At 42.5% G+C, this 19,535-nt stretch carries 13 protein-coding genes; 7 read left to right on the forward strand and 6 right to left on the reverse strand.

What is annotated here, in order from left to right; all coding sequences use genetic code 11:
• Nucleotides 1-2 precede the first annotated feature (2 nt).
• Together FTU92_RS00755 and FTU92_RS00760 are read right to left on the reverse strand one after the other, a co-directional pair.
• Nucleotides 3-2,069, reverse strand: a complete 2,067-nt coding sequence (locus FTU92_RS00755; RefSeq protein ID WP_154320324.1) for a bifunctional diguanylate cyclase/phosphodiesterase — start codon at nucleotides 2,067-2,069, stop codon at nucleotides 3-5.
• 323 nt (nucleotides 2,070-2,392) lie between these two features.
• The gene (locus FTU92_RS00760; RefSeq protein WP_096901393.1) at nucleotides 2,393-4,597 is read right to left on the reverse strand and encodes a carboxy terminal-processing peptidase; all 2,205 of its coding nucleotides are present in this window, start codon (nucleotides 4,595-4,597) and stop codon (nucleotides 2,393-2,395) included.
• A 194-nt stretch (nucleotides 4,598-4,791) separates the two neighbouring features.
• On the opposite strand from FTU92_RS00760, the gene nagZ reads away from it, so the two are divergent.
• Both nagZ and FTU92_RS00770 read left to right on the forward strand, forming a co-directional pair.
• A complete protein-coding gene (gene nagZ, locus FTU92_RS00765; RefSeq protein WP_179988890.1) occupies nucleotides 4,792-5,895 on the forward strand; it encodes a beta-N-acetylhexosaminidase in 1,104 nt (367 codons plus the stop codon).
• 557 nt (nucleotides 5,896-6,452) lie between these two features.
• On the forward strand, nucleotides 6,453-7,343 hold the full coding sequence (locus tag FTU92_RS00770; RefSeq protein ID WP_004974878.1) for a class I SAM-dependent methyltransferase: 891 nt from the start codon (nucleotides 6,453-6,455) through the stop codon (nucleotides 7,341-7,343).
• A 59-nt stretch (nucleotides 7,344-7,402) separates the two neighbouring features.
• Here the strand turns inward: FTU92_RS00770 and FTU92_RS00775 are convergent, their stop codons facing one another.
• Nucleotides 7,403-8,737, reverse strand: a complete 1,335-nt coding sequence (locus FTU92_RS00775; RefSeq protein WP_004974874.1) for an alpha/beta fold hydrolase — start codon at nucleotides 8,735-8,737, stop codon at nucleotides 7,403-7,405.
• Nucleotides 8,738-9,078: 341 nt separating this feature from the next.
• Between FTU92_RS00775 and FTU92_RS00780 the strand changes: the two genes are divergently transcribed.
• From FTU92_RS00780 to pta, 4 genes are all read left to right on the forward strand, one after another.
• Nucleotides 9,079-10,344: a glutamate-5-semialdehyde dehydrogenase gene (locus FTU92_RS00780; protein WP_180095464.1), complete on the forward strand. Its 1,266-nt coding sequence runs from the start codon at nucleotides 9,079-9,081 to the stop codon at nucleotides 10,342-10,344.
• A gap of 186 nt (nucleotides 10,345-10,530) precedes the next feature.
• Nucleotides 10,531-10,941, forward strand: a complete 411-nt coding sequence (locus FTU92_RS00785; protein WP_026438428.1) for a hypothetical protein — start codon at nucleotides 10,531-10,533, stop codon at nucleotides 10,939-10,941.
• A gap of 340 nt (nucleotides 10,942-11,281) precedes the next feature.
• Nucleotides 11,282-12,499: an acetate/propionate family kinase gene (locus FTU92_RS00790; RefSeq protein WP_096901391.1), complete on the forward strand. Its 1,218-nt coding sequence runs from the start codon at nucleotides 11,282-11,284 to the stop codon at nucleotides 12,497-12,499.
• 55 nt (nucleotides 12,500-12,554) lie between these two features.
• Nucleotides 12,555-14,696 (forward strand): phosphate acetyltransferase, encoded by a 2,142-nt coding sequence (gene pta, locus FTU92_RS00795; RefSeq protein ID WP_004974865.1) that lies wholly within the window; start codon nucleotides 12,555-12,557, stop codon nucleotides 14,694-14,696.
• A 114-nt stretch (nucleotides 14,697-14,810) separates the two neighbouring features.
• Here the strand turns inward: pta and FTU92_RS00800 are convergent, their stop codons facing one another.
• Nucleotides 14,811-15,422: a class I SAM-dependent methyltransferase gene (locus FTU92_RS00800; RefSeq protein ID WP_026438429.1), complete on the reverse strand. Its 612-nt coding sequence runs from the start codon at nucleotides 15,420-15,422 to the stop codon at nucleotides 14,811-14,813.
• A gap of 236 nt (nucleotides 15,423-15,658) precedes the next feature.
• Between FTU92_RS00800 and FTU92_RS00805 the strand changes: the two genes are divergently transcribed.
• A complete protein-coding gene (locus tag FTU92_RS00805) occupies nucleotides 15,659-17,185 on the forward strand; it encodes a fumarate hydratase (RefSeq protein ID WP_004974861.1) in 1,527 nt (508 codons plus the stop codon).
• 102 nt (nucleotides 17,186-17,287) lie between these two features.
• Here FTU92_RS00805 and FTU92_RS00810 read toward each other — a convergent pair whose 3' ends face one another.
• Nucleotides 17,288-18,004 (reverse strand): DUF2846 domain-containing protein, encoded by a 717-nt coding sequence (locus FTU92_RS00810; RefSeq protein WP_070153234.1) that lies wholly within the window; start codon nucleotides 18,002-18,004, stop codon nucleotides 17,288-17,290.
• A 193-nt stretch (nucleotides 18,005-18,197) separates the two neighbouring features.
• A complete protein-coding gene (gene clpX, locus FTU92_RS00815) occupies nucleotides 18,198-19,508 on the reverse strand; it encodes an ATP-dependent protease ATP-binding subunit ClpX (RefSeq protein WP_179988891.1) in 1,311 nt (436 codons plus the stop codon).
• Nucleotides 19,509-19,535 lie beyond the last annotated feature (27 nt).

Here is a 19,535-nt window from a genome sequence, read left to right on the forward strand (position 1 = left end):
GCTTAAGCCGAATGTTTAAACAGCTCTTCTAAACGCTCAACATCCATTGGTAAGCCTAATAAGTAGCCCTGTAATTGCTGACAGCCTAAACGGGTTAAAATCTCAGCTTGCAATGGCGTTTCCACCCCTTCAGCGGTCACAGTTAAACCCAGTTTAATGGCTAACTGAATAATACTTTCTAAAATTAATTCTTCTTTGCTGTCCAAACACAAATCTAAAATAAAAGCACGGTCAATTTTCAACTCATCGACTGGCAATTTTTTCAAATACAAGAAACTCGAATGTCCTGTACCAAAATCATCAATCGCCAATTGAATCCCCATTTGACGCAAACGCTCAAAACTACGAATACTCGATTCAATATGATGCATTGCTGTACTTTCAGTCACTTCAATCATCAGGTGATGGGGTTGAATCTCATAGCGTTTAAACAAGTTTTCTAACGTCGAAAATAAGTGTTTATGTTCAAACTGCACTGCCGATAAATTCACAGCCACAGGAAATAACGGTGCACCCGATCTTTCCCAAATTTGAATTTGTTTAAAGGCTTCTTCTAGCGTCCAATAGCCAATTTGAATAATCAACCCCGTCTTTTCAGCCCCTTTAATAAACATATTTGGGGTAAGTAAACCATGTACGGGGTGATACCAACGAATTAAAGCTTCTACGCCACAAATTTTATGGTCAGCGGCTTTAAACTTTGGCTGATAGAACAACGCAAATTGTTGTTGTTCAACCGCTTTATATAAATCATTAATCAACTTACTTTGGCTTTTGGCCTCAAGTAACTCCAGATCATAATTAAATACCGAACTGGTGTTACGCCCCTGATATTTAGAGGTCAGCATCGCCGCATCAGCATTCATTAAAATATCTTGCAAATTGGTGCCATGCTCTGGATACATCGCAATGCCAATACTGCCTGAAATATTAATGACCTTGCCTGCAATTAAGAAACTTTGCTGAATCAGTTCTAATATTTTTTCAGAAATGAGCGTGGCTTCTGCGATATCGGTATGTTCAATCACCAAAAGAAATTCATCGCCACCAATTCTTAATAACTGGGTATTTTCGCCCAAGTGGGATTGCACACGTTTAGACAACTGAATCAGCAATTGATCGCCAACATGATGCCCAAATACGTCATTCACCGCTTTAAAGCGGTCTAAGTCGATATACAAAAATGCAATTTTAGTGTTTTTTTGCCGATGCTCAGAAAAAAGCAATTGTGCATATTCAGCTAAATATAAACGGTTGGGCAATTTGGTCAGGTTATCTTTGACTGCCTGATTGGCCAATTCACGGTTGGCTAAAGACAATTGTCTGCTTTTTTCTTCTAAGCGCAGCTCCAGCAGAGATACGCCCACCGCAGCAGCAAAAATCAGACTGGTCACTAAAATAACCACCAACAGAGCTGGCCCTTGCCCGATCTGGAAGTGCCCTGATTGAGGCAAATCTGCTGTAGAGTAAAAATGCAGTGCTTCCATGCCTATATAGTGCATGGCAACAATGCTCAGACTCATGAGCACCGCAATGAAAATTTTATATTGTGCCTGACGCCCCATTCTGCACTTGGAATGAAACATAAACCAAAAGGTAAGTATTGCTCCGCCAATGGCCACTAATACAGACAGCAAAACAATGGTAGGATCATAATAACTACGGTAGCCTTCTACCTGAATTCCCATCATGCCCGTATAGTGCATGCCTGAAATACCCAACCCCATTAAAATGCCGCTCAGGATCAAACGCGCCACAGGCAAGGTCGATTGCGTGGTCAGCCAAACCGCAAACGTAGAGGCGATAAATGCAATAACAAAAGATAGGGTCGTAAAGCTAAGATCAAATTGATACGGTGCAGGTAACTGGCAGGCCAACATGCCCACAAAATGCATACTCCACACTGCCGCACCCAGCAGCAAACCACTCATGATTAATGCAATTTTTTTTAGTTGTTGTTGTACATTTTGAAAAAGCATTTGCCCAACAGACACTGCAAAATAGCAGGCCAATACTGAGATTGCTACCGAGCCAATTACCAAGCTCAGATCATAATGTACATGCATCATTAGATGTATCCATCTCTGTCATATTTTATTGTTTTTCGGCTACTCAATCTCACACTCTCTTATAAATAATAACTAAAAAGCAACCTGAACGACGGATTGATCTAGCAAAGACTGCATTGACTTAAGAGTCTAATACTATTCCGCTTTGGTCAATAGTCAAATATATAATATGTCATCATGAAATAATGGCAATTCAAAACTGCTAAAAATAGCTGTCTGACTCAAAGCTATATGCATCTTGTCACTTTACTTTTCGCTTTAGGATGAAAAAAACCAGCAACTTTTCGCTGCTGGTTCTATTTGATTAAGATTCTAACATTGTTTTAAGGTTGATTCGGCTCAGAAACACCTTTTTGTAACATGGCATAGTCTTGCAACACCTGCGCTGCTTCAATCACAAAAGCTTCTTCCTCAGGTAAAGCAGGGCGTTGTGCCGCTTTCATTTTGGCACGCGCTTCTGCCAAAGCATCAATAGATGCCTGATAGCTTTCCCAATTAGCAAATGGTTTCAAACCTGTTTCCTGACGGCGTTTGTTTTCCGCAGTCAGCGTTTGTTGCTCCAAAGCTAACAACTCTGCTCTGCGTTGTTCAATATCTAACACAATGCTTTTGCGATCTTCAGTTTGTTTGGCAATTTGCTTACGTTGTTCCAAATATTGAAATTGCGGATCAAGCGTGACACGTTGCTGTGACAATTGCCCTAGCTTGGTGATGTACGGCTGTACTGAACCTTCACGCTTAAATGGTGCAGTTGGAATAGTATCCCACTTCAAAGCATTTTTCGCTTTGCGTTCACCAAACTCCTCATTGTAAATATCCACCAGTTTAATGTCAGGAATCACACCTTTGTTTTGGGTACTTCCACCTGTAATACGGTAGAACTTACGTTGAGTTAAGGTCGCCTGCCCATAGGCTAAGGTGTCGAGTTGTACCTGCGCTGTACCTTTACCTGTGGTGGTGCTACCAATCACAATCCCGCGCTGATAGTCCTGAATTGCAGCAGAGTAAATTTCACTGGCCGAAGCAGAAGCAAGGTTAATCATCACTGCCAATGGGCCTGCATAAGTCTGTGCACCGCCATCGTCATCTTCAAATACGCTCACGTTGCCATTGCCATCACGAATTTGCACTACAGGGCCTGATTTGATTACTTGCCCAAGCATACGTGCCACTTCTTCTAGTGAACCGCCAGGGTTGTTACGCAAATCGACAATAATCCCTGCGACATTTTTGGCCGCCAAACTTTTCAGGGCATTGTTGGTATCCTCCGACACCGAGCGATATTCATTGCCTGCACGACGTGCACGGTAATTCAAATAAAAGGATGGAATTTCAATCACACCATAGGTATAAGTTTGACCATCACGTTTGATGTCAATCGTTCGTGAGCGAACTCCCGCATCTTCTTCCTGAATCACATCACGCACAATGGTCACATTACGCGCCTGATTCATCGCCGCACCCGCACCCAACAAACGCACAGTGACTTTGGTGCCACGTTTACCACGAATCAGCCCAACAATTTCATTACTCGGCCAACCCACAACATCCACCATTTTTTCGCCATCTTGCGCCACACCAATAATGCGGTCACCCGATTTCACCTGCCCTGTTTTACTGGCAGGGCCACCTTCAACAATGGTTTCAATTTTAGTGTAGTCTTCATTGCCCCGTTCAGGACGAATCGACACCCCAATCCCTTCAAGCTGCAAAGTCGTTTGACGATTCAGCTCCATCGCATCAACAGGTGGGAAATAATTGCTGTGCGGATCATAAGTCAGCATCATCGCATTCAAAGTTTTATCCAGCACATCATCGCTCTTTAAACGATCCATGCGCTCTAACTGACGAGTATAGCGCTTAGTTAAAGTCTGCACTGGAGTCAAATCTTCTGGACTTGCCAAATCCTGACCATTGGTCAATTCAGGGTTATCTTTAATGGCTTTTTGTTTTGCCAATTCTTCTTCTTTGCTAATGGTCAGGTTAATGAGCTGCGACACCAGCATTTTTTGCCAATGCTTACGCATTTCTGCTTCAGTATTAAAGAACGGTGCTTTTTCCCGATCTGTTTCAATCGTGACATTTGGCTGTTTTAAATTTTGTGGTTTTTTCAGCTCTGCCAACATGAAATGATAAAACTGTTTTAAGCGTTCACGATACTGTGCATGAATTTGATACGGTCCAGCCAAATTGCCTGCTTTTAATGAAGCGCCAAATGTTGCTGCATATTGTTTGCGGTATTGCTCAACTTCTTTAGCCAAAAACAAAGTGTGGTCAGGGTCTAAACTGTCGATATAAAAATCAAAAATGCGCTGCGACGTCGCAGCATCTAAACGCTGATTTAAATAATGCTGACGATCGACCAAGGTCGCCAATTGACGCGAAACCAAAGCTTGTTCCTGCGTCGGCACAATACTGTTAGCAACGACAGCGGTATTATTGGCTGCAATTGCCTCGTTAATGGCGTGAGAAAAGAAAAAACCGCCAGTTGCTATTGCAACCGCACAAGCGATGGTTTGAAGTTTCATAAAAATATTTACGTCCTTGGTTTTTGACCAATCTCTGCTTTTCACAATGAATTGAGCAGATTCAAAATCTTATACAACTTAATTTGGGTCTGTCGTGTAGTTTTATCATAATCTGTGCTGTCAAAATGTAGCAAATCATTGCAGAATTCAGGTATTGTTTTTTTATTGATAAAAATCGAATACGGACACCCAATATGATTGGCGCATTGATGCTCGACATCGCTGGCACAGAACTTACTCAAGAAGATATTGAACTATTAAGCGCTCCGCAAGTCGGTGGAGTCATTTTATTTGCCCGAAATATCCAATCTCCTGCGCAAGTACGCGCCTTGACCGACCACATGCGTCAGGTACGCCCTGATATTTTAATTGCAGTCGATCAGGAAGGCGGACGCGTACAACGCTTAAAACAAGGTTTTACCCTATTGCCTGCTATGGGTAGATTTGGCGAGTTATACCAAAACGAACCTGAACGTGCCTTAGATTTAGCCGAAGAATGTGGCTGGTTGATGGCCACCGAAGTATTAGCCGTAGGCATTGATTTTAGTTTTGCACCCGTTTTAGATTTAAATGACATCAGTGATGTCATTGGAGATCGTGCTTTTGCTGCGCGTCCTGTCGATATTATTGCTTTGGCAGATGCTTTTTTACGTGGAATGCATCGTGCAGGAATGGCAACCACAGGCAAACACTTTCCTGGACATGGATCGGTTAAAGCAGACTCTCACGTTGCTGCCGCGATAGATTCACGTTCTTTTGCCGAAATTCAACAACAGGATATGCAAACCTTTATCCAACTGCAAAATCAACTGGATGCGCTCATGCCTGCGCATGTCATTTATGATCAGGTCGATCCGAACCCTGCAGGTTTTTCTGAGTTTTGGTTACAGCAAGTGCTTCGCAAAGACTTGGACTATGATGGTGTACTCTTTTCGGATGATTTAAGCATGCAGGCGGCTTGTGTAGCAGGCGATGCCGATGCACGTATTCATGCCGCTTTGCTTGCAGGCTGTGACATGGGATTGGTCTGCAACAACCGTGCTGCACAACGATTGGCTTTAAATGCGATTGCCGATTTACCCTTGCCGAATCAGGCACGTTTAGAACGCATGCGCGGTAAAATCCCTGAGCTTAGTGCAGAGTTTAGCATTGCTGAAGTTTTAGACTTGGGTGATGAATGGCGAAGCGTCCGTGATCGTATCTTGGTATTTAAAGAACAAAGTGCCGCGCTACTGGCAGCACAAACTAGTCACGACCCGACCAATTATTCAAGTACCACTAAAAACGCTGCGACTTGAGATCACCACAAACTAACTAGGGTCTGTTGACAATTCGTCTATGTTTGCGACGTGAGAGATATATCTCGCAAGATTTTTTAGCTGATATAAGGCATGGGACAGGAAATTTAGTCATTCTAAATGACTGGCACATAACGCAATAGCAGCAAAAAATATGCTCGCCCCCTTGCGCAGCAAACAAAGCAACGCTTTGTTCTTGCTCATGTGGCTAAAACTTTCTCAGATTGCGTTATGGAACTTGAAAATAGGTCCACTATTCCCTGCGTTTTATGCCTGATCTGCTCAGTTTTAGCCTACAGCGCAAGCCATTTATGAAATGTCAACAGACCCTATACGCCTTCACTTTTTCACAGCATTTATACGACAAAGGAACACGACAGCTTGTTCCTTTTTGATTATGATAAACTTATTCTATTTTGAGTATATGCCTGACACCGCAGCTTGAGTGTCAAAGCATGCCTAAAAAGACAACGACCACCATACAAACAATTAAGGTCTATACGAAAATGACAAAAACATTGCTGAACAGCAAAATCACGACAGAAAAAAGGACTGAAATGCACAACTCGGATGCCAAGCCAACTCGCTCAGACACGACTGCATTGTCCAAACATCGGCATATTTCTTTTACCGCACATTATACGGGATATATCTGGTATCAAAGGGGGATTTCACATCCTGTATTTGCGACCCGAAAAGGCAAGTTTTTAGCCAAATTGGTACATCCTTTAGAAAACTGGGCAGAACGTCATGTGGGCGGCAGTATGCGCAGCACCCTCAAACAACGTCACCAAATGATTGATGCACACTTAACCGCACTGATTCAGCAACATCCGCAATTACAAGTGCTCGAAATTGCATCTGGGCTGTCACCACGCAGCTGGAACTTTCGACAAAAATATCCTGAACTGAATTACCGTGAACTGGATTTGCCTGATATGGCGCAAATTAAAACTCAAGCGTTACGACAAATTGACCACGACGCACCTGAAGTTCTCACCGCCGATATTTTTAGTGAATCCTTTCAACAGGCCTTTGAATATTTTGATCACTCGCAGCCCTTAGTAATTATTAGTGAAGGTTTAATTAACTACTTCAGCAAAGACATGCTACAACAGCTGTTAAATGGCATGTGTAACTACACCCAAGACTTTCCAGAACTGCATTATTTAACCGATATTTACCCTGAACCCGTCAAAAACAAGCTCGCCAATTTTATTTGGAACTGCAGCCGATTATTGAAATTTATGTCACGCAGTGCTTTCACCTTTCACTTTCAATCTCCGCAGGAATTAACTCAGTTTTTTCAAAATGCAGGTTTTGAGCAAGTGCAGCTACAACAACCACAACTGTATTTTTCCAACAGCTCTTTAGAAAAAACAACCGCAGAACATTTAGGCGATTTAGTCTGGATGGTTCATGCCTACAAAAAAAATAGCGTGGTTTAACACGCTATTTTGATTCTATTTTCTTTGGATAATTTTAAACCAAGCACTGATTTTATCTACTAACGGGCATATTCCAAATTTTGTGCAGCCGCTTTTTGACGTTCCACATAACGCAACAAACGCTCTGCCACCTCAAAACTACCATGCTTAAATAATGCGCGTAGTTGCTGCCCTTGGCTTTCAAAAATTAAACATTCAATGCTAAAACTGCCTTCCTCATCCTGTAATTCTAAGGCCATATCTCGTTCAAACTGTGCTGCTTGTGCCGCCAACGCAGCATTTTCAAAATCAAGCAATACACCAAAGAAGTTTAAATCGACAATGTGCGTAGCAATTTTCAAATCAGAATGACGATACTGCAAATGACTTTGCGGATTTTGCACCCGAATACGCGCTTCTCCACGGCGTTCCATCGTCAATAGTTGCGCACGTGTCATTGGAATAATGCCATCTAAGTCCTGAATAGATTCATCGCTTAAAAAGGTCGCAAATAAATTCATGGTTTCTTTACGGCGCTGTAATTGCGGCACATGATCTGCATTGGCAATCATGGCAAATTCCATGTTCGGGCACTGTAAGGCAAAATTGGCATTTTCATGCGGCAAGGTAAAACTGTCATATTGCCCACACGCCACCAAAACCTTACATTGCGGAATAGGCACATTGGTTAACCGCAATAAACGGTTGCAGTTCACATCGTAGCGATCTTGCTCTGTAGCGGTAAAGTCGGCCATTTGTCGGTAAAACAAACGCTTTGCAGTCGGTGACATGCGAGTTTGTTCCATTTTGGCATGATTGACCAAGTATAAAATCACCGCCTGACCAAATTCATCCATGCGCTGCTCTTTCATTAAATGCAGTGATTCTTCAAGCAACATGCGCCAACTTTTACGGGTCTTTTGCATAACCCCCATTAAAATCATGCGATCAATCAATTCAGGACGCTGATCTGCTAGACACGATGCCACCACCGAACCCAATGACATGCCCATGACGGATACTTTATCTAAGCCGACAATATCCAGCCAATCACCCAACATCTGACCTAAATCATGCAGTTCTAGCGTTCCTGCCGACTCACCTGTTTCCACATTGGTCATTTGCTGATTGGCGCCCATAGATGGCATATCAATTAAAATGATTGGCCCTGCACGAAAAAGCTGCTCGACACAATATTTATATGAATTAAAGTTTTGGAATGCACCACCAATAATCACAATTGGAGTTAAATGTGCGGTTTCTGGCTGAGCAATTGCCATGTATTCCACTTTCCAGCCGTTGATCCAAGTGGTACGAGCGGGTTGTTTAAAGCTGTGTTTATCGTAAATATCAAAAAAACAGACATGCGAACTTGCGTCCTGTACATCCGTGTCCATCTGGATCATGGAATTCATATTCCTTACCTCCATGCGCATTTTATTTTTATTGTGCAAGTGTTCGTCATTGAACGATTACCCACTTATCTGAATTAAAGTGGCATCCTGCTTATTGTTGTGAATGACATCAATGTCGTTATCGCATCATTCTATACAGGTGCTGATTTTATACGCAACATTTTCTATGACCGCTCATCTACTTTTAAATCATAAAGCATTTCAAAATATTAATTTTTGTGATGAAAGCATTGAAAAATATGAAAAGATTGAACAATTTAGTCGATTTTCCGCTGAGACGCTTCATTGTGCAGGCACAGACTGTTAATATCGAGTTGAAATTTCTAAGTGATCAAACCGCTATGCAAGAGTCTATTGAACAATATATGCAAACGGTAGGACAACAAGCACGCCAAGCCTCTCGTGTCTTAGCAAGCGCTTCTACCCAATCTAAAAACAATGCGTTATCGGCTATTTATACGGCATTGGAAAATAGCGAGTCCGCTATTTTAGCTGCCAACCAAATTGATATGACCAAAGGTCGTAACAACAACTTGGATAGCGCACTGCTTGATCGCTTAGAACTTAACCCCGCACGCTTTAAAGGCATGTTACAAGGTCTGAAAGATGTGATTGGTCTCATGGATCCAATTGGTGAAATTACCAATATGGCTTACCGTCCATCTGGTATTCAATTGGGCAAAATGCGTGTACCGCTAGGTGTGGTGGGCATGATTTACGAATCACGTCCAAACGTAACCCTTGAAGCTGCGTCTTTGGCATTAAAATCAGGCAATGCGATTATTTTACGTGGTGGTTCTGAAGCACTGGAATCTAACCAAGCGATTGCTGCCGCGATTCAACACGGCTTAAAAGCATCAGGCTTGCCAGAAACATCGGTGCAAGTGATTAACACCTCAGACCGTGCTGCCGTTGGGCAATTAATTACCATGTCTGAATATGTAGATGTAATTGTGCCACGTGGCGGTAAAAGTCTGATTGAACGCATCAGCAATGAAGCGCGTATTCCAGTGATTAAACATTTGGATGGTAACTGTCACGTATTTGTAGAAGCACAGGCCGATTTACAAAAAGCCCTGCCTATTGCCCTGAATGCAAAAACTCACCGTTATGGCGTCTGTAATGCCATGGAAACATTGTTGGTCGATGAGGCTGTTGCCGCACAATTCTTGCCACGTATTGCCGAGCTATATGCAGAAAAACAAGTCGAATTACGCGGCTGTCCTGCAACCCAAAAGATTTTGGGTACAAGTGTTAAAACAGCAACCGAAGAAGATTGGTACACCGAATATTTAGGCCCAATTTTGGCAGTTAAAGTGGTTTCAGGAATTGATGAGGCAATTGAACATATCAATAAATATGGTTCACATCATACTGATGCCATTATTACTGAAAACTTTAGTTTGGCGCGTCAATTCTTGGCTGCGGTAGATTCTAGTTCAGTCATGATTAACGCTTCTACACGCTTTGCTGATGGTTTTGAATATGGTTTAGGTGCTGAAATTGGAATCTCTACCGATAAAATTCATACCCGTGGCCCTGTCGGTTTGGAAGGTTTAACCTCACAAAAATGGATCGTGTTTGGCGATGGTCAAATCCGCCAATAAAATCCATCTGTAATTTTGCAATATCCAAATATAATGTTCAGTTTCACAGGAAGCTGAACATTATTCCCTTCTATTTTTTAGACATTGTTTTAAGACACAGTTCCACTACACATTTCTGCCTCACGCTCACTTAAAATAAAAACACCATCAAGATTAGAAAAATCATCAAAAAGAGTGGCGATGCTTATGTTTTATTATTTGATTATTAGTACCTTTGCTTTAGCACTGTTGGTGTCGTTCATTGTCATGCGTCTGTTTTCCAGCTCCATCAATGCAATTTTGGCGCGTATCATCCACGACCCAATTCATGAAGCATGGGCAAAGTACACCAAATTTGCAGGCATGGTGGTCGGCACATCTTCAGGCATTCGTATTTACGATATGGAAAAATACATTACCCCACTCACCTATGCCGAAAATGACAAAAGAATTGTGATTGAACTGACGCAAGAACGCTGGGTATTGGAAATTTACCGCACCATTATTGAAACCTTACAAGGCTTGGCGTGGATGATGTTGGTGTTTTTTATGGTGGCACTGATTGCTTATGTGATTGTCCGTTGGTCGGAAATTAAATACGCTGCCAAATCAAAATAAACCGACAAAGATTGAGGAAATAATTTAAAACAGTTTGCCACTCGCCTGCAGAATGAAGTGTGCTATGTTAAGAGAATACAACAGGAATTAAGCAGAAATTTTAGACCATCATTTCATGAAAAAATGAAAGTTTCGGGCTGATAAATTTTAATTATTTCTGATTTCATGGTCGATAATGCTTAAGTCTAATCTCCTAAAGTCTATCTAGGAGCAATAAAAAACCCATGATAAAACATACGTAATGATCAAGATTGCAACACAATAGATTGCCGTTTGCCATATCTTGCAATGCAGCTTGATTGACTAGGGATAACTTCAATTAGAATTCGGGTACATAAAAGTGACTACATCAGTATTAGTGATTAACTGCGGATCTTCTTCTATCAAATATGCGCTTGTATCTGAAAGCGTTGGAGATCGTATCTTTGGTTTGGCAGAAAATCTAGGTTCTGCTGATGCGCGCATTAAAGGCATTACCGCAGGTGGTGAGCCGCTCGAACTTTCTATTCCACATGCTGACCATGAAAAAGCATTGGAAACTATTCTTGGTCGCTTATCTCAATATAAGCCACAAGCCATTGGTCACCGCGTTGTACACGGCGGTACTTTAACCAAAGCAGAATTATTAACTGAAGAAATCGTGCAACGTATTCGTGAAGCAACTCCGCTTGCACCTTTACACAACCCTGCACACTTGGTGGGTATTGAAGCAACAATGCGTTTGTTCCCAGAACTTCCGCAAGTGGCTGTATTTGATACTGCATTCCACCAAACGATGCCTGCTCACGCTTACCGTTATGCAGTGCCTAAATTCTTATATACCGACCACAACGTACGTCGTTATGGCTTCCACGGTACAAGTCACGCATACGTTTCAGAGCGCGGTTCAGAGTTGGCTGGCAGCTTCAAACAAGGTGGCTGGTTAACTGCTCACTTGGGTAACGGTAGCTCGACTTGTGCAATCTGGAATGGTCAAAGTGTAGACACATCGATGGGCCTAACCCCACTTGAAGGTTTGGTGATGGGTACTCGTAGTGGTGATGTAGACCCAAGCTTACACAGCTTCCTTGCAAGCAACTTAGGTTGGGATATCTACAAAATTGACAAAATGCTAAACAGCCAAAGTGGTTTACTTGGTTTGTCAGGCTTATCGAACGACATGCGTACCCTGATTGAAGCATCTGAACAAGGCAACGAAGATGCAACGCTTGCAATTGAAGTATTCTGCTACCGTTTAGCTAAATCTTTAGCTGCACTTAGCTGTGGTTTACCACGCTTAGATGGCTTATTCTTCACAGGTGGTATTGGCGAAAACTCTGCGTACATCCGTGAAAAAACTGTATCTTACTTGCCACACTTTGGCTTTAACTTCAGCAAAGAACGCAATGACAGCTTAAAACGCGGTACTGAAGGTCGTATTGATGCAGGTACAGGCGGTCCACAAATTTGGGTTGTACCAACTGACGAAGAAGGCCGTATTGCGAAAGAAACTGCGCAAGTTGCAGAGGAGCTAAAGTCAGCTGCAAAAAAGTCTGAATGTGACGCTGCGATTGCTTAAGCAATCGTAGTGCTCAGCCACTTTCAATCAGTCCCTTTACGATTTAGAAAAAATTATGAAAACAATACTTTTGGTTCCTACAGAAATTGGTGTTGGTTTAACATCAGCATGTTTAGGTTTAATTTACGCTTTGGAATGCCAAGGCGTAAAAGCAGGTTTCTTAAAGCCTTTTTCACAAGAATTACAACCTGAAGCAGACCGCACAACTGCGTTGTATCGTCACCTGTTCAAGCATGAAACAGTTGAGCCGATTTCTTATACTGCGCTGACTGAGCGTTTAAAAAATGATGAAAATGACGAATTGCTTGAAGATGCAGTTCGTTTACATCGTGAAATTTCTAAACATCACGATATCATTATTGTAGAAGGCGTGTTGCCAAACGGACGTGATCCATTTGCAACTGAATTGAATGCAAATTTGGCTAAAGCACTTGATGCAAAAGTCATTATTGTCAGCAATGCCGACATCAACAATGCTGTTAAAACAGCGTCAAAAGTAGACAATCAATTACGTTTCTTTGGTGGTGCAACTTGTGAGCGTACTGCGGGCGTATTGTTTATGCGTACCAAAGGTTTACCAGAAGATTCTGCACAAATTCCTGTTACGCTTGATCCAAACTTACGTTTAATTAGCGACACCAACCAGTTTGTCAGCAAAATTCAAACTACACATCCAATGATTGGTAAAGATTGCATGCCAGTGATTGGCTTGGTGCCATTCAGCAATACTTTAAGTGTGCCACGCATGTCGGACTTGGCTGCACACATTTCTGCAGAATGGATTAACCAAGGTGAAGCAGCGCAGCGCCGTGTATTACACAGCAGCTTAATTGCATCGAATATTGAACACGAAATGCATAAATTCGTTGCAGGCGAGCTGATTATCAGTGGTTCTGACCGTGTCGATGTATTGCTTGCCAGTAGCTTAGCCAGCAGCAATGGTATTCCACTTGCAGGTTTGGTGTTAACTGAACATCAAGCACCAAGCGCACAAGCTTTAGAGTTCTGCCAAGCAGCAATGAAAAATGGCTTGCCAATTTTACATACTAAATTGAGCACCTTTGAAACTGCACAACAGTTATTAAACCTGAGCAACGAAATTCCTGTAGATGATACTGAGCGTGCAGAACAAGTTACCCGCTTTGTGGCCAGTCACATCAATGCAGAATGGTTAACCCAATTAATCAGCGATACGCATAAACCACGTTTATCGCCTTCTGCGTTCCGCCATGAATTGGTGCAAAAATCTATTGCAGCGAAAAAACGTATCGTGCTTCCAGAGGGTGATGAGCCACGTACCGTTCAAGCTGCAGCGATTTGTCAATCACGTGGTATTGCCCACTGCGTATTATTGGCAAAACCAGAAGCGGTAGTCGATGTTGCCAAAGCACGCGGTATTGAGCTTCCACACGACTTAGAAATCATTGATCCTGACTTGATTCGTGAAAACTATGTCGAAAAAATGGTTGCGATGCGTAAAGGCAAACTTACTGACGATCAAGCACGTGAACAGCTGCAAGATACTGTCGTATTAGGTACGATGATGTTAGCACTTGATCAGGTTGATGGTTTGGTGTCTGGTGCTGTGCATACTACAGCCAATACAGTTCGTCCTGCATTCCAGCTCATTAAAACTGCACCTGATTATTCATTGGTATCTTCAGTATTCTTTATGCTGTTACCAGATGAAGTATATGTGTACGGTGACTGTGCGATTAACCCAGACCCAGATGCTGAACAATTGGCTGAAATTGCGATTCAATCTGCTGACTCTGCAAAAGCGTTTGGTATTGACCCACGTATTGCCATGATTTCTTACTCAACTGGTACTTCGGGTGCAGGTGCTGACGTAGAAAAAGTAGCGAAAGCGACTGAAATTGCGAAACAACGTCGTCCTGACTTACTGATTGATGGCCCATTACAGTACGATGCAGCATCGGTTGAAAGTGTTGGTCGCTCTAAAGCACCAAACTCTCAAGTTGCAGGTCGCGCCAATGTGTTCATTTTCCCTGACTTGAACACAGGTAACACGACGTATAAAGCAGTACAGCGTTCTGCTAACGTGGTGAGTGTTGGCCCAATGCTACAAGGCTTGAACAAGCCAGTGAATGACTTGTCACGTGGTGCATTGGTAGATGACATTGTGTTCACGATTGCATTGACTGCGATTCAGGCAGAGCAACAAGCAGCTCAATAATTCGTAAAGTTAAGTTTTACAAACCACCTGATTGAAAAATTGGGTGGTTTTTTTATTCCACACTGTAGATTCATAGATCACTACAAAAATTGATTAGCTCCATCCAATCTATTTTTAAAACCTCTGCACCAACCACACCGTATGCCCTGCACAGTCCTGATCTTCCGCGAGCATTTTCACAACTTTAAAGCCATAATCTTTTAACAATTGCCGATATTCATCCTGCGACAAACTGGCGTGATAAAGTGCTTCACCAAACATTTCCCCAATCGCCTCACCCGCAGCAGGTCCACTGCTAAACATTAAAACTGTATTGGCGGTAGACCATTGCGCAAATTTCTCGAACATGCAGCGCTGATCGTTTGGCGTTAAATGAAAAAAGCTATCCCACGCCAAAATACCATCAAAGCACCGATTCAAGTTCACTGAGCGCATATCGGCTTCAATCCAGCACTGTTCAGGAAAATGTTCACGTGCCATCTCCAGCATGCTGTCTGCGCTATCTACTCCTGTAAGTTGATGCCCATGCTGTAATAGATATGCAGCAATAGGACGCCCCGAACCACAGCCCAAATCTAATATTTTGGCCTGCGCAGGCAAATAAGCAAGAAAACGATCCAGCCAAGTTTTTTCATATAACAACTGACCGCGCAAGTCTGTCCACGCTTTTGCATGCCGTTGATAAATGGGGATAATCTGAGCAGCTAAATGCGTGTGATCATTCATATTTACCCCAAACATCATTCCAAAGAAGTCTTTGAACATAGCTAAATTTGCACCAACAAAACAGCAAAATCATGGCCCGTTTTGACGACATAATTTTATGGATATTTCACAAATTCTCTCAAGCTAACGACTGATATTAAACTTTCGCCCAAAGCTTGATCAAAGTGCCCACAATCGCTGCATTTTATCTTATAATTTAGCCCGCTAGCTATCCGCCCGCTCAAGAGATTTTTGATATGACAACTATTATCAAGCAAGATGACTTGATCACTTCGATCAAAGACGCGCTTCAGTTCATTTCCTACTATCATCCACAAGACTTCATCCAAGCGATGAGCCGTGCTTATGATCGTGAAGAAAACAAAGCTGCGAAAGATGCGATTGCACAGATCTTAATTAACTCACGTATGTGTGCAGAAGGTCATCGTCCAATCTGTCAAGATACTGGTATCGTAAACGTATTCCTTGAAGTGGGTTTAGACGTTAAATTTGATTTAACCATGAGCTTGGACGATGCGATCAACGAAGGTGTACGTCAAGGTTACCTAGAAAACTCAAACGTACTTCGTGCATCGGTATTGGCTGATCCTGCATTTGGTCGTAAAAACACCAAAGACAACACCCCTGCAGTAATTCACTACAAACTCGTTCCGGGTAACAAAGTAGATATTACAGTTGCTGCCAAAGGTGGCGGTTCAGAAAACAAATCTAAATTGGCGATGTTGAACCCATCTGACTCAATTGTAGATTGGGTACTTAAAACTGTTCCGACTATGGGCGCAGGCTGGTGTCCACCGGGTATGCTTGGTATTGGTATTGGTGGTACTGCCGAAAAAGCCATGATGCTTGCAAAAGAAGCACTCATGGAAGAAATCAACATGGACGAATTATTACGTCGTGGCCCACAAAACAAAATGGAAGAGCTCCGTATCGAGATCTTCGAGAAAGTGAACGCACTTGGTATTGGTGCACAAGGTTTAGGTGGTTTAACCACAGTTCTTGATATTAAAATCAAAGACTACCCTTGCCACGCTGCAGGCAAACCAGTGGGTATGATTCCAAACTGTGCGGCAACTCGTCACGCACACTTCCAGTTAGATGGTTCAGGTGTAGCGCATATTCAAGCGCCTAAACTTGAGGACTACCCAGAAGTAACTTGGGATTCATCTAAATCTAAACGTGTAGATTTAGACAACATTACCCAAGAAGAAATGAACTCTTGGCAGCCGGGCGACACGTTGTTATTAAACGGTACGATTTACACAGGTCGTGATGCTGCACATAAGCGCATGGTCGACATGATCAACAATGGTGAAGAATTACCAGTCGACTTAAAAGGCAAATTCATTTACTACGTTGGCCCTGTCGATCCTGTTGGTGATGAGGTCGTTGGCCCTGCAGGTCCAACAACGGCAACCCGTATGGACAAATTCACCCGCCAAGTCTTAGAACACACTGGTTTGTTCGGTATGATTGGTAAGGCAGATCGTGGTCCTGCAGCAATTGAAGCCATCAAAGATCACAAAGCGACTTACCTCATGGCTGTAGGTGGTGCGGCTTACCTCGTATCTAAAGCAGTACGTGAAGCAGAAGTGGTTGCTTTTGAAGACTTAGGTATGGAAGCAATCTACAAATTCAAAGTTGAAGATATGCCTGTATCTGTTGCGGTAGATGTCAATGGTACATCTATCCACGCGATTGCACCAAAAATCTGGCAAGCTAAAATTGGCAAGATTCCCGTTGTAGATGCTGCAGCAGAATAATATTCCAATTTAGTAATAAGCGAAAAAGCACCCAACATTGGGTGCTTTTTTATGCTTACTGGAAATAAATAAAAGCAATGCATGAGATAAAGATGCAAAACCTTACCACGTTCTCGGATCCCACAATTTAAAGGGTTGGGTTAAGTGCACATCTTCCGCAGGGTCATATTTCTCATGCTTGATTTTTTGTGGCTTTTTACGCAACTTACCTGTGGTTTGATCTTCCGCGACAAAGTTATAGCTTTCGGTTTTCAATTGAGTAAACGCTATTTCCTGTTGTGCCGTACTTGAAGGCATAAGAATTAAAGGCCCTGAAACCTCTTTGCGGGTACTCAAGTTTTCTTCATCATATTTAATAAAATACGACTGCCCTGCCTGTACCTGAAAATCCAAATACTTTGGTTTTTGGAAATGTAATGCACCCAAAGGACGACTCACACTCAGACGATACGCGCCCGGTGCCAGTTCAACCCAGTAATAATGATTGTGCAATAAACTTGGAATCCGATGTTTGTTGATAAACATACTAGCAGCGACAATTTCCTGTCTGTTCCATTTAGAATCTGGACGATATAAATACACGATGGCAGCATCGGCATGTTGTGCCTGAACAGGTTTAAAATTTTGCCCTAGTTTTTGATTGACCCAACCACCAATGGTCATCATGCCCAAACGGTGTTGTTCTACAAAACCAGGTTTTTGTTCTAAATCTAAAACTTTTAAGGTACTAGGTGGTTGCGTTTGTTGCACCACGTTTTTTTTGCCATGACATCCCAGCAACATTAAACTGGTCACGACCAAGATTGCGACACCACGCATGTCTATCCCTCACTGCGTTTCTTATTTTTGTAAATCACGTTTTTGAAATCACGCTGCAAATTCATTTTGCAATTGTTGTTTTGAATAATGGGCATCCACGCCTAGGTCTAAGATTAACACTGCCTTGATTTTTTTGACAATAAAAAAACGTGCCGAAACCTAGCGTTTCTGCACGTTTCAGACGAATAGCGTATTAAGCAGTTTTGCTGTCTAATACTTTTAAGTCAATTTTTTCTGCTGCAGGTTCTTCTGTTTGAGGCTGACGTTCGGTCTGAAATTCAGGTTTAGCACCTTCTTCAATCACCGCTTCAGTCACTACCACTGTGCCAACATCGGTACGGCTTGGCAAGTCGTACATGGTTTCGAGCAAGGCATTTTCCAGAATTGAACGCAAACCACGCGCACCTGTATTACGTTCAAGGGCTTTTTTCGCCACTGCACGTAATGCCGCCTCTTCAAAGACTAAATCGACATTTTCCATCTCGAATAAGTATTGATATTGACGGGTTAAGGCATTTTTCGGCTCGGTCAGAATTTGCATCAATGCATCTTCATCTAGCTCGTCTAGCGTTGCAATTACAGGCAAACGACCAATGAACTCTGGAATTAAGCCAAATTTCACCAAATCGGTTGCTTCTACCTGACGAAATAAATCAGACAATTTCTTGCCTTCATCTTTTTTCTTCACGTCTGCCGTAAAACCAATGCCGCCTTTTTCTTGGCGTTGCTGCACAATTTTCTCTAAACCAGAGAATGCGCCACCGCAAATAAACAAGATATTTGAAGTATCAATTTGAATGAATTCTTGCTGCGGATGCTTACGTCCACCTTGAGGCGGAATAGAAGCCACCGTGCCTTCAATCATTTTGAGCAAGGCTTGCTGAACACCTTCACCAGACACATCACGAGTAATTGATGGGTTTTCAGACTTACGCGTGATCTTGTCAATTTCATCAATGTAGATAATGCCTTTTTGTGCTTTTTCTACATCGTAATCGGCTTTTTGCAACAGCTTTTGCACGATGTTTTCGACATCTTCACCCACATAACCCGCTTCGGTTAAAGTCGTGGCATCTGCCATTGCAAAAGGCACATCTAATAGACGTGCTAAGGTCTGTGCAAGTAAGGTTTTACCCGAACCCGTTGGACCTACCAACATGATGTTACTTTTTGAGATTTCGACAGCATCGCCTGCTTTATGCGCCTGATTGCTCACTTTTAGGCGTTTGTAATGGTTATATACTGCAACCGATAAGGTTTTTTTCGCAGTATCTTGACCAATTACATACTGATCAAGCGCAGCACGAATTTCATGTGGTTTTGGCAATGGACGTGTTGCCCAATCACCCGACTCAACTTGTTGACTGGTCTGAACCAAGTCTAAGCATACGTCCACACATTCATTACAGATGTATGCGTCCTCGCCTGCAATCAGCTTCCCGACTTCAGACTGCGTTTTACCGCAAAATGAACAATGTTTTTGTCCCTGAGGATGTTCGGACATAGTCACTCCAATATCTCAATCTTTAAA

The organism is Acinetobacter sp. YH12205, from assembly GCF_013418125.1.
Taxonomy (GTDB): Bacteria; Pseudomonadota; Gammaproteobacteria; order Pseudomonadales; family Moraxellaceae; genus Acinetobacter; species Acinetobacter towneri.